Annotated in this window: 10 protein-coding genes; 4 read left to right on the top strand and 6 right to left on the bottom strand. The window is 71.5% G+C overall.

The window, feature by feature from the left end; all coding sequences use genetic code 11:
* Window positions 1-115: 115 nt before the first annotated feature.
* Together RB628_RS00340 and RB628_RS00335 are read right to left on the bottom strand one after the other, a co-directional pair.
* Window positions 116-2500, bottom strand: a complete 2385-nt coding sequence (locus RB628_RS00340; RefSeq protein WP_318318171.1) for a PQQ-binding-like beta-propeller repeat protein — start codon at window positions 2498-2500, stop codon at window positions 116-118.
* A gap of 230 nt (window positions 2501-2730) precedes the next feature.
* Window positions 2731-3450 (bottom strand): VOC family protein, encoded by a 720-nt coding sequence (locus tag RB628_RS00335; RefSeq protein WP_318318170.1) that lies wholly within the window; start codon window positions 3448-3450, stop codon window positions 2731-2733.
* A 180-nt stretch (window positions 3451-3630) separates the two neighbouring features.
* Here RB628_RS00335 and RB628_RS00330 point away from each other — a divergent pair, with 180 nt between their 5' ends.
* Window positions 3631-4278: a TetR family transcriptional regulator gene (locus tag RB628_RS00330; RefSeq protein WP_318318169.1), complete on the top strand. Its 648-nt coding sequence runs from the start codon at window positions 3631-3633 to the stop codon at window positions 4276-4278.
* A 120-nt stretch (window positions 4279-4398) separates the two neighbouring features.
* Here RB628_RS00330 and RB628_RS00325 read toward each other — a convergent pair whose 3' ends face one another.
* Window positions 4399-4896, bottom strand: coding sequence for a nitroreductase family deazaflavin-dependent oxidoreductase (locus tag RB628_RS00325; protein WP_318318168.1), 498 nt, complete (start codon window positions 4894-4896; stop codon window positions 4399-4401).
* The gene (locus RB628_RS00320; RefSeq protein ID WP_318318167.1) at window positions 4896-6149 is read right to left on the bottom strand and encodes an acyl-CoA dehydrogenase family protein; all 1254 of its coding nucleotides are present in this window, start codon (window positions 6147-6149) and stop codon (window positions 4896-4898) included. The genes RB628_RS00325 and RB628_RS00320 overlap by 1 nt, the downstream gene beginning before the upstream one ends.
* 134 nt (window positions 6150-6283) lie before the next feature.
* On the opposite strand from RB628_RS00320, the gene RB628_RS00315 reads away from it, so the two are divergent.
* The gene (locus RB628_RS00315) at window positions 6284-7453 is read left to right on the top strand and encodes a thiolase C-terminal domain-containing protein (RefSeq protein ID WP_318318166.1); all 1170 of its coding nucleotides are present in this window, start codon (window positions 6284-6286) and stop codon (window positions 7451-7453) included.
* Window positions 7454-7469: 16 nt separating this feature from the next.
* Here the strand turns inward: RB628_RS00315 and RB628_RS42480 are convergent, their stop codons facing one another.
* Window positions 7470-7775 carry a cysteine hydrolase family protein gene (locus tag RB628_RS42480; protein ID WP_412180564.1) on the bottom strand — a complete coding sequence of 102 codons (306 nt, stop codon included), beginning with the start codon at window positions 7773-7775 and terminating at the stop codon, window positions 7470-7472.
* 30 nt (window positions 7776-7805) lie between these two features.
* Between RB628_RS42480 and RB628_RS00310 the strand changes: the two genes are divergently transcribed.
* Window positions 7806-8180 carry a hypothetical protein gene (locus tag RB628_RS00310; protein WP_412180563.1) on the top strand — a complete coding sequence of 125 codons (375 nt, stop codon included), beginning with the start codon at window positions 7806-7808 and terminating at the stop codon, window positions 8178-8180.
* A 108-nt stretch (window positions 8181-8288) separates the two neighbouring features.
* Here RB628_RS00310 and RB628_RS00305 read toward each other — a convergent pair whose 3' ends face one another.
* Window positions 8289-8702, bottom strand: coding sequence for a Fur family transcriptional regulator (locus tag RB628_RS00305; RefSeq protein ID WP_318318274.1), 414 nt, complete (start codon window positions 8700-8702; stop codon window positions 8289-8291).
* Between the two features lie 285 nt (window positions 8703-8987).
* On the opposite strand from RB628_RS00305, the gene katG reads away from it, so the two are divergent.
* Entirely contained in the window at window positions 8988-11216 is a 2229-nt protein-coding gene (katG, locus tag RB628_RS00300) for a catalase/peroxidase HPI (RefSeq protein WP_318318164.1), read from the top strand.
* The last annotated feature ends 51 nt before the right edge of the window (window positions 11217-11267 follow it).

Genomic DNA, 11267 nt, shown 5'->3' with positions numbered 1-11267 from the left:
CAGGCCGCACAGGACCAGGCGCCGGAGCCGGTCGGCACGAGACCGGGCGGCAGGCAGCGGGCGAGGCCAGAGCGGGCGGACGTTGCCCATTGGCGCCCCCACCCTGCGACCCGGCTCAGGCCGTCCGCGCCGTCCCCGTCCCCTTCTCCGCGTCCAGCGCGTACACGCAGCGGTCCTTGCTGCACGCGTACACCACGCCGTCCCTGACCACCGGGGCGCCGGTGATCTCGCCGCCGGTCGCCAGTTTCCATCTCAGGCGGCCGTCGTCGGCCTTCAGGGTGTACAGGAGGTGGTCCGTCGAGCCGAAGTGGATGCGGCCCTCGGCCACCGCCGGGGCGCCGACGATGTCGCCGCCCGCCTGGAAGCGCCACTTGGGGGTGCCCGTCACCGCGTCGAGGGTGTAGAGGCCCTTGCCGCTGCCCACGTGGACGTGTCCCGCGGCCACCAGTACCGGTTCGATCGACGCACGGGACTCCGTCGCGATCCGCCACCTGTCCCGCCCGTCCGCCGCGTCGAGGGCGTACACCGTGCCGAGGTAGTCGGCGAGGTACACGCCGCCGCCCGTGACCGCCGGGCCCGGCGCGAAGGTGGGCGGGGAGAGGAACACCGCCGGGGCCTCGAAGTGCCAGCGGACGTGGCCGCCGGAGACGTCGATCGCCAGGACGCGGGTGCCCGCGGAGACGTACACCTGGCCGTCGGGGCCCGGGGCCGGCCGTACCGGGACTCCGCCGCAGGAGGCGGCGTCGCCGATCGGGTAGGACCAGCGCTCGTCACCCGTACGGGCGTCCAGGGCGCGCAGCCGTCCGTCCTGCCACACGAACACCGTGCCCTCGTGGACCTGGGGCCCGGCCTCCGGGGACTCGAAGTCCGTCTGGGCGCCGGTGTGCTCCCACAGCTTCTGGCCGGTCGCCGCGTCCCAGCCCTGGACGCCGCCGCCGCGCGTACCGGTGACGACCGTGCCCCGGTCGGCCTTCAGGGAGTACACCCAGGCGTCCGTGGACACACGCCACAGGTCCATGCCCTCGCGGGCGTCGAGGGCGAAGAGGGTCGGGCCGTCGGAGGCGTGGATACGACCGTCCGCGACCGCCATCGACCAGGCGACGTCCCTCGTCTTGAAGCGGCGCCGGCCCGTCATCACGTCCAGGGCGTGCACCTCGAAGGAGGTGACGTAGACGAGGTCGCCGGCGACGGCCGGGGTGCCCCACACGTCGTTCGACATACGGAAACGCCAGGGGCGCCAGCCCGCCGGGGCCTCCGGGGGCAGCGGCGGCGCGACCGGGACGGGGCTGGGGTCGGCGCCGTTGACGCCGGGGCGGGGGCGCGACCAGGACGCGACGAGGCCGGCCTCCGGAGGGGGCGCCTGTACGGCGGCGACGCGGGCGTCGGCGACGCGCGGACCGGGGCCGATGGGCACGGGGGCGCCGGCCAGCCGTACGGGGCCGGTGTCGGGCGCTCCGGTGGGTACGGGGGACGGCATGGGGCCGGGTACGAGACCCGGTCGCGCGCCGGGACCGAAGCCCGGCGGCGGGTCGTGGGACGGCGGGGGCGGGATCGCCGGCCTGCCGCCGCCGCGGCCACCGGACGACTGCGGCTTCGCGGCCGGGCGTCCCCCGCGCCGCGTCTCGATGAGGCTCACCGCCCGTTCGGGCAGCCACGCGGACGCCGTACCGCTGTCGTCGGAGCCGGAGCCGAAGAGGTGGGGGGCCAGCTGGGCCTGGAGGTCGGCCGGGTTGGGGCGGCCCGTCGCCTCCATCTGCATACAGGACTCGATGAGGGGGCGGAGTTCGTCCGGGAGGCCTTCGAGGTCCGGGCCCTCCCGCAGCAGCATGAAGACCGTCTCCACCGGGTTCGCACCGTGGAACGGGGCGTGGCCGGTGGCCGCGAAGACGAGCATCGAGCCGAGCGAGAACACGTCGCTCGCGCCGGTCACGCTCCGCGAGTCCTTCGCCTGCTCGGGGGACATGTACGCGGGCGTACCGACGGCGACATTCGTCATCGTCAAACGTGTGTTCGAAACACCTGACGCGATACCGAAGTCGATGACCCGGGGGCCGTCCTCGACCACGAGCACGTTGGACGGCTTGAGGTCGCGGTGGACGAGTCCCGCACCGTGGATGGACTGCAGCGCCTCCGCGACACCCGCCGCGAGCCAGCGCACCGCCTGGGCCGGCAGCGGCCCGCACTCGTTCACCAGTTCTTCGAGGGAGGGCGCGGGCACGTACGCGGTGGCCAGCCACGGCACGGCGGCACGCGGGTCGGCGTCGACGACGGCGGCCGTGTAGAAGCCGGAGACGGCCCGCGCCGCCTCCACCTCACGCGTGAAGCGGACCCGGAACAGCTGGTCCTCGGCGAGCTCCGTCCGGACCGTCTTGATCGCCACGCGCCGGCCCGAGGCCGAGCGCGCGAGATAGACCAGCCCCATGCCGCCGGCACCCAGCCGTCCCAGCACCTCGAACGGCCCGATCCGCCGCGGATCGTGCTGCGTCAGCTGATCCACCACTTGCCTGCCACCTCCCCGTACGAGCCGCGTCACCTACATATGTACGCGACCCCGTGCAGCGTCTCACCACCGCCACCGCCCTGGCGGCACGCACCCCGATTCTTCCTGGCTCGGGCACAGGTTGCGAACTCGGGGCCGGAACGGGGTGTCTCCATATAACCCCGGGCAAAACCCTCGCACAGGGGTACCGCCGGACAGCCCCGAGGCCGTTCATGACGGCTGGTGGCAGCTCATTTTCGGAGCAGTGCGAACGACGCCCCCTGATTGTCCGTGACGACCGCCACATTCCCGTACGAAGTGTCGAAGGGCGGAACCTGGACACGGCCGCCGATCCGGTTCACCGTCCCGAGCGCCGCCTCCATGTCCTCGACGGCGAAATGGACCAGGAAATGCGGCGGCATCTCGGCCGGGAACACCTCCGCGACGGCGGCCCGGCCGAAGTCGGGTGCCGCGTCCGGGCCGAAGAGAGCCTCGCGGAAGAGGTTGCCGTAGAAGGCGTTGGCGACGGCCGTGTCCCGGGCGTACAGCTCGGCCCAGGCGAAGCTGCCGGGCTCGTGACGGCGGCCGAATCCGGGGTGCGTACCGCCCTGCCAGAGACCGAAGACGGCACCCTCGGGGTCGGCGGCCAGCGCCGTCGTCCCCAGCTCGCCCACGGGAACCGGCGCGGTGATCACCTGGCCGCCGGCCGCGTGGATCCGGGCGAGGAGGGCATGGACGTACGGGGTGGCGAAGTACACCGTCCAGACGGTGGGCATCCGGCCGTCGGCCTTGTGGGCGAGGGAGGCGACGGGTTCGCCGTCGCACAGGGCCTGCACCAAGGCCCCCTTCTCCTCGAAGGACCACCCGAAAAGCTCACCGTAGAAGCGCTTGCCCGCCTCGACGTCGGGCAGCTGGGCGTCCACCCAGCACGGGACGCCCTCTGTGCGGACGGATGCCCTGTTTTCGGCCATACCGTCAAGCTAACGGTCCTTCACGCATCCCGCAGAGCAGACGCGGGTTCAGGGCGCGGGACCAGGCACAGCCGCCTCCCACCACCCTTTCCACGCCCTCTCCACGCCCTCTGACCTCCCGCGCACCCCATTTGCAGTCGGCCGAATCGCGCTCCGATCACCCCTCGGTAAGCTGACGGCATGACAGGACAAGTGCGTACCGTCGACGGCCGCGTGGCCGGCCGGCGTGGGCAGGCGACCCGGCAGAAGCTGCTCGACTGCCTCAGCGAGATGCTCAGCTCCTCCCCTTACCGGGACGTCAAAGTCATCGATGTCGCCCGGAAGGCGGGGACTTCGCCCGCCACCTTCTACCAGTACTTCCCGGACGTCGAAGGCGCCGTCCTGGAGATCGCCGAGCAAATGGCCACCGAGGGCGCCGGGTTGACCCAGCTGCTCGCGGGGCGGTCATGGGTCGGCAAGGCCGGGTGGCAGACCGCCCAGGAACTCGTCGACGGGTTCCTGGACTTCTGGCGCAGGAACGACGCGATCCTCCGGGTCGTCGATCTGGGCGCCGCCGAGGGCGACAAGCGGTTCTACAAGATCCGCATGAAGATCCTCAACTCCGTGAACAACTCCCTTACGGACACGGTCACCGAGCTTCAGGCCAAGGGCAAGGTCGACAAGGACGTCAACCCCGCCGCGATGGCCGGCTCCCTCGTCGCGATGCTCGCGGCGGTGGCCTCCCACCAGAGGGGCTTCCAGACCTGGGGCGTGAAGCAGGCCGAACTGAAGCCCAACCTGGCCCTGTTGGTCCACCTGGGCGTGACCGGCAGGAAGCCGACGAAATAGCCCACACCCCTTTGTCCCAGGTCCGGCGGGCCCCCTCAGGCCCAAGTCCTGTCACGCAGGCGGTGGTTCACTCAGGTGGACCACCGCCTGTCGCGCATCACCGTCCGGGACCAGGCACGTTCATCGCCGTACGATCCGGAAGATCCGTATCTCCCGCTCGATGCGCGCCTGGTACGTCGCGTACGGCGGCCAGAACGCGAGCAGTGCCTTCCAGGCGGCGTCCCGTTCCTCGCCCGCCAGCAGCCTGGCGGTGACCGGGATGTCCTCCCCTTTCCAGCTGACCTCGGCGTCCGGATGGGCGAGGAGGTTGGCGGTCCAGGCGGGATGACCGGTGCGCCCGAAGTTGGACCCGATGAGCAGCCAGCTGCCGCCGCTCCCCTTCCCCTCCCCCTCCGGCATGCAGGCGAGCGGCGTGCGCCGCGGCTGCCCGCTCTTCGCCCCGCGCACGGTGAGCACCACCCCGGGCAACAGCTGGGCACTGAGCAGCACCTTGCCCCGGGTCAGCCGGTGCACGGCACGGTCGAGCGCGGGGACGACATGCGGAGCGATCCGCGCGAAGGCGGGCGCCGAGGACACCTTCTGGACCGCTTTCACGACCCTCGCCGCTGTCACAGGCATCAGACCGCCACCTCTCCCGCGTCGAAGAGCCGCGCGGCCTCGGCCGCATGCGCCCGGAGCCGGTGCGCCGGCCCGAACAGCAGCTCGTCGCCGGCGGCACGCTTGAAGTACAGCTGGGCCTCGTGCTCCCAGGTGAAGCCGATACCGCCGTGCAGCTGGATGCCCTCGGCGGCGGCGGTGCGCAGGGAGTCGAGTGCCTGGGCGAGGGCGAGACCGCCAACGTGCTCCCTTTCGTGGGCGGTTGCCGCAGTCGCCGCAGTCGCCCAGGCCGCGTAGTAGGCGGCCGAGCGCGCCGCCTGGACCTGGACGTACACATCGGCGAGCCGGTGCTTCACGGCTTGGAAGGATCCGATCGCCCGTCCGAACTGTTCTCGCGTCAGGGCGTGTTCCACGGTCAGCTCCAGAATCCTGCCGGCGGCCCCGACGGCTTCCGCGGCGAGCACGGCGGCGGCTGTGTCTCCGACTCGGGCCAGGTGCTCTGCCAGATGTGCGGTTCCTTCCCCGCGGCCCGGTGAGGGCTGGTCGCGCCCCTCTGGGGGCGCGCCCCCCAGCAACTCCGCCGGAACGTCCCGCAGTTCGAGGCTCCCTTGCGGCCGGGTGGTGTCGAGGGAGGTCTGCCGGGTGCGGGCGAGGCCGGGGGCGTCGCCGGGGACGAGGAAGAGGAGGGTGCGTGACCGGGCGTATCCGCCTGCGTGCGCGGCGACGAGGAGGAGCCCGGCGCTGTGTCCGTCGAGGACCTGTCCGACCTGCCCGTACAGCCGCCAGTCACCTGCCCGTCGGGTCGCCTGCACGCCACCGGCCCGCCCGCCTCCGGCCCAGTCCCGGCGGGGTTCGCCGGTGAGGGAGAGAACGGTGGCCAGGGCGGTGCCGGAGACGGCGAGGGCCGCGGTCAGGGCACCGGAGGCGATGCGCGGAAGGAGGCCGGCTCGCTGGGCGTCGGTGCCGAGGGCGGTGATCAGGGGGGCGGCCAGTACGGCGGTCGCGAGCAGCGGAGTGGGCGCCAGGGCCCGCCCCAATTCCTCTGCCGCGAGGGCGAGTTCGGTGTTCGTACTGCCGTCGACCCCGCCGTGGGCCTCGGGCAGGGCGAGGCCGGGCAGACCGAGGTCGCGGGCGAGGGCACCCCAGAGGGCGGGGTCGTGTCCGGCCGGGGTGCCGACGGCGGCCCGTACGTCACCGGGCGAGCAGCGCTTGCGGAGCAGCTCGCGGAGGGTACGGCGGATGTGGTCCTGCTCGGGGGTGAAACGGGCGTCCATGACCAGTCCCCCTGGTTCGCTCTCCCGCACGATGTCTGACGGTCCGTCATATTAGGGCGGACGCACCCTGCCGCACAGAGCCCGAGCTGATATACCGTCAGATTCATGCTGAGTCGACGACGGATGGGCAGCCGGTGAGCCGGAAGGTCGCGATCGTCGGGGTGGCCCTGTCGGACTGCGGCCGGGTGGACGACGTGACCCCGTACGCGCTGCACGCGCAGGCCGCCCGGCGGGCGCTGGCGGACGCGGGGCTCGGCCGGGAGGTGGTGGACGGTTTCGCGTCCGCGGGTCTCGGCACGCTGGCCCCCGCCGAAGTGGCCGAATACCTCGGCCTGCGCCCCACCTGGGTCGACTCCACCTCGGTCGGCGGCGCGACCTGGGAGGTCATGGCGGCGCACGCGGCGGACGCGATAGCGGCGGGCCACGCGAACGCCGTACTCCTCGTCTACGGCTCCACGGCCCGCGCGGACGTCAAGGCGGGCCGACGCACCGGGAACCTCTCCTTCGGCGCGCGCGGACCCCTGCAGTTCGAGGTGCCGTACGGCCACACACTCATCGCCAAGTACGCGATGGCCGCCCGCCGCCACATGCACCAGTACGGCACGACGATCGAGCAGTTGGCGTCGGTGGCGGTCCAGGCGAGGGCGAACGCCGCGCTGAACCCGGAGGCGATGTTCCGGGCGCCGATCACCGTCGACGAGGTGCTCGACGGCCCGATGATCGCGGACCCCTTCACCAAACTCCACTGCTGCCTGCGCTCCGACGGGGGCGCGGCGGTGCTGCTGGCGGCCGAGGAGTACGTACGTGACTGCCGTACGCGCCCGGTGTGGATCCTCGGGACCGGTGAGCACGTCTCGCACGTCAGCATGTCGGAGTGGGCCGACTTCACGGTGTCCCCGGCGGCGGTGAGCGGGCGGATCGCCTTCGAGCGGGCGGGGGTTCGGCCGGACGAGATGGACTTCGCGGAGATCTACGACGCGTTCACCTATATGACGCTGGTGACGCTGGAGGATCTCGGGTTCTGCGGGAAGGGCGAGGGCGGGGAGTTCGTGGATACCGGGAAGGGCCGCCTGAGGGTGGAGGGCGGTGAGCTGCCGGTCAACACGGACGGGGGCGGGCTGTCGGCCCAGCACCCGGGGATGCGGGGGCTGTTCCTGCTGGTGGAGGCGGTGCGGCAGTTGCGCGGGGACGGAGGCGCGCGACAGGTCCGTACGGCTGCGGGAGGGCCGCCGGAGCTTGCGGTGGCCTCGGGGACGGGCGGCTGGTTCTGCTCGTCCGGGACGGTGGTGCTGGGCCGGGGATGAGCGGCGGCCCGGCGGCTCACGTCACGGGCGCAGCTCGGGGATCTCGTCCGCCGGCAGGACGTCGGCGACGCGCCACAGCCCGACCCAGCTCTTCGGGGCGACCGACTCGTCGAGCAGCAGGGCGTTGACCTGGGGGTCGGGGTCGTCGCAGGCGTCGGCGCAGACGGTGCCTGTACCCGGTGTCGACCGCCCACCGGGTGGTGGACAGCACGGTCCCGGACGTGGCGACGCCCGCGACGACGATCCGGCCGACACCGGCGGCCTCCAGCAGCTCCCGGAGGTCGGTGGTGGCGAAGGCGCCGAAGCTGGTCTTGGTCAGCACCGTCTCGCCCTCGGCAGGGGCCTGTTCACGGTGCTCGAACGGCTGGTGACGGACGCGGTGACGAAGGCGGACCTGATCGACGCGATCGCCCACGCGGGCCCAGAGGTCCAGGCAACGGTCGACGCGACCTCCGCCGACCTCCACCGCACGCTCGGCCACCTCCTGAGCCGCGCCCAGTCCGCCGGCCCGATCCGCGCCGACATCGGCATCGCGGACCTGATGGCGATCCTGTCGGGCATCCTGCTGGCCCTGCGGCACCGGGCGAACGCGGGGGCAGACCCGCGGCTGGCCCTCGCGGTGCTCTGCGACGGACTGCGGGCGGGACACCGACCCCGCAACGGCGACCTACCGGACGCAGACCCCGCACAGACCCCGGATACGCCACCTCCACCCGGGACACCGTGAAACCGAAGCACTCCTCCGCACCGGGCGAACACGGGAGCAGACCCACGACCGGCCCCCGCCATGCTCTGCGACGGACTGCGGGCAGGACACCGACCCCGCAACGGCGACCTACCGCGCGCAGGCCCCGCACAGACCCCGGTACGTCACCTCGACCTGGGACACCGTGAAACCGAAGCGCTCCTCCGCGGGGAGGTCCGCCAGCGGGTTTCCGGTGGGGTGGACGTCCCGGATCATGCCGCAGTTCGAGCAGATCAGGTGCTGGTGGGGGTGGTGCGCGTTCGGGTCGTAGCGCTTGGCGCGGCCGTCCGTGGCGACCTCTATGACCTCCCCGAGGGACACCAGTTCACCCAGGGTGTTGTAGACGGTCGCGCGGGAGATCTCCGGCAGCCGCTGGGCCGCGCGGGCGTGCACTTCGTCGGCCGTGAGATGGACGTGCTCGCCGTCGAGGACCTCCGCAACGACACGCCGCTGGGAGGTCATGCGCCAGCCGCGTCCACGCAGTCGCTCCAGCAGGTCGCTCATATCGTTCACCTATTCAGGTTCGGTGGAATACACGGATTTTACCAGTGGACGTCCGGGTTCCGATAGGATATGGATTTGTCACACTTCTTGACTTGGACCTTGTCCATTGTAGGATCGCTTACGGCGATGGCCAAGGGACAGGATGAGACTCCAGTACGGCAGGAGACAGCAGAGACGTGACAGCGTGTGTGACCTCCTCCATGCGCTCCGCGTCCCCCACCCCCCAGTTCCTGAGCACGCAGTTCGTGAGCAGTACCAAGATCTGCCCCGTCCGGAAGGATTCCCATGTCTGAGAACCATGACGCGATCGTCACCGACGCGAAAACCGAGGGCACGGGTGGCTGCCCGGTCGCGCACACGCGCGCCCCGCATCCGACCCAGGGCGGCGGCAACCGCCAGTGGTGGCCCGAGCACCTGAACCTGAAGATCCTCGCGAAGAACCCCGCCGTCTCGAACCCGCTCGGCGAGGAGTTCGACTACGCCGCCGCGTTCCAGACCCTCGACCTCCCCGCCGTCAAGCAGGACATCGCCGAGGTACTGACGGACTCGCAGGACTGGTGGCCGGCCGACTTCGGGCACTACGGCCCGTTCATGGTCCGTATGGCCTGGCACAGCGCGGGCACCTACCGCATCAGCGACGGGCGCGGCGGCGGTGGCGCCGGTCAGCAGCGCTTCGCCCCCCTGAACAGCTGGCCGGACAACGGCAACCTCGACAAGGCCCGCCGTCTGCTGTGGCCGGTCAAGAAGAAGTACGGCCAGAACCTCTCCTGGGCCGACCTCATGATCCTCGCGGGCAACGTGGCCCTGGAGTCGATGGGCTTCGAGACCTTCGGCTTCGGCGGCGGACGCGCGGACGTCTGGGAGCCCGACGAGGACGTGTACTGGGGTCCCGAGAAGGTCTGGCTCGACGACGAGCGCTACACCGGCGACCGTGAGCTGGAGGAGCCGCTCGGCGCCGTCCAGATGGGCCTCATCTACGTCAACCCGGAGGGCCCCAACGGCAACCCGGACCCGATCGCCGCGGCCCGCGACATCCGCGAGACGTTCCACCGCATGGCGATGAACGACGAGGAGACCGTCGCTCTCATCGCCGGTGGCCACACCTTCGGCAAGACCCACGGCAACGGCCCGGCGGACGCCGTCGGCCCCGACCCCGAGGCCGCCCCGATCGAGCAGCAGGGCTTCGGCTGGAAGAGCACGCACGGCTCCGGCAAGGGCGGCGACGCGATCACCAGCGGCCTTGAGGTCACCTGGACGAGCACGCCGACCGAGTGGAGCAACGGGTTCTTCAAGAACCTGTTCGAGTACGACTACGAGCTGACCACCAGCCCGGCCGGCGCCCAGCAGTGGGTCGCCAAGGACGGCGCCGGCGCGGGCACCATCCCGGACGCCCACGACGCGTCGAAGTCCAAGCCCCCGATGATGCTGACGACCGACCTCTCGCTCCGGTTCGACCCGGCGTACGCGGAGATCTCCCGTCGCTTCTACGAGAACCCGGACCAGTTCGCGGACGCCTTCGCCCGCGCCTGGTTCAAGCTGACCCACCGCGACCTGGGCCCGGTCGCCCGCTACCTCGGCCCCGAGGTCCCGTCCGAGACGCTGCTGTGGCAGGACCCGCTGCCCGAGGTGACGCACGAGCTCGTCGACGCCGCCGACGTCTCCGCCCTCAAGGCGCAGATCCTCGCCACCGGCCTCACGGTGTCCCAGCTGGTCTCCACCGCGTGGGCGTCGGCGTCCTCGTTCCGCGGCAGCGACAAGCGCGGCGGTGCCAACGGTGCCCGTATCCGCCTCCAGCCGCAGGCCGGCTGGGAGGTCAACAACCCGGACGAGCTCGCCACGGTGCTGCGCACCCTGGAGGGCGTCCAGCAGTCCTTCAACACCGCCCAGTCCGGCGGCAAGCAGGTCTCGATCGCCGACGTGATCGTCCTCGCGGGTGCCGCGGGCGTCGAGAAGGCGGCCAAGGACGCCGGCTTCGACATCGAGGTCCCCTTCACGCCGGGCCGCGCGGACGCGACGCAGGAGCAGACGGACGTCGAGTCCTTCGCCGCCCTGGAGCCGACCGCCGACGGGTTCCGCAACTACCTCGGCAAGGGCAACCGCCTTCCGGCCGAGTACCTGCTGCTCGACAAGGCGAACCTGCTCACCCTGAGCGCCCCCGAGCTGACCGTCCTCATCGGCGGTCTGCGCGTCCTCGGCGCGAACCACCAGGGCTCCACGCACGGTGTCCTCACCGACACCCCGGGCCTGCTGACGAACGACTTCTTCGTCAACCTGCTCGAACTGGGCACGGAGTGGACGGCGACGTCCGAGGACCAGAACACGTTCGAGGGCCGCGACGCCTCGGGCCAGGTCAAGTGGACCGGCACGCGTGCCGACCTGGTCTTCGGCTCCAACTCCGAGCTGCGCGCGGTCGCGGAGGTCTACGCGAGCGACGACGCCAAGGAGAAGTTCGTCAAGGACTTCGTCAAGGCGTGGGTCAAGGTGTCGGACCTCGACCGCTTCGACCTCGTCTGATCGGTCTCGGCTGATCGGTCTCGGCTGATCCGCAGGATCGTCGAACGATGA

The sequence above is a fragment of the Streptomyces sp. ADMS genome (genome assembly GCF_033441795.1).
In the GTDB taxonomy this organism is placed as follows: Bacteria; Actinomycetota; Actinomycetes; order Streptomycetales; family Streptomycetaceae; genus Streptomyces.
Note: the sequence above shows the minus strand (reverse complement) of the source record. Positions and strands in the feature narration are given on the sequence as shown.

What these genes read in the sequence shown, in the direction of transcription:
- RB628_RS00335 (WP_318318170.1), bottom strand. Translation starts at nt 3,450, where the DNA reads ATGGCCGAAAACAGGGCATCCGTCCGCACAGAGGGCGTCCCGTGCTGG.
- RB628_RS00330 (WP_318318169.1), top strand. Translation starts at nt 3,631, where the DNA reads ATGACAGGACAAGTGCGTACCGTCGACGGCCGCGTGGCCGGCCGGCGT.
- RB628_RS00325 (WP_318318168.1), bottom strand. Translation starts at nt 4,896, where the DNA reads ATGCCTGTGACAGCGGCGAGGGTCGTGAAAGCGGTCCAGAAGGTGTCC.
- RB628_RS00320 (WP_318318167.1), bottom strand. Translation starts at nt 6,149, where the DNA reads ATGGACGCCCGTTTCACCCCCGAGCAGGACCACATCCGCCGTACCCTC.
- RB628_RS00305 (WP_318318274.1), bottom strand. Translation starts at nt 8,702, where the DNA reads ATGAGCGACCTGCTGGAGCGACTGCGTGGACGCGGCTGGCGCATGACC.
- katG (WP_318318164.1), top strand. Translation starts at nt 8,988, where the DNA reads ATGTCTGAGAACCATGACGCGATCGTCACCGACGCGAAAACCGAGGGC.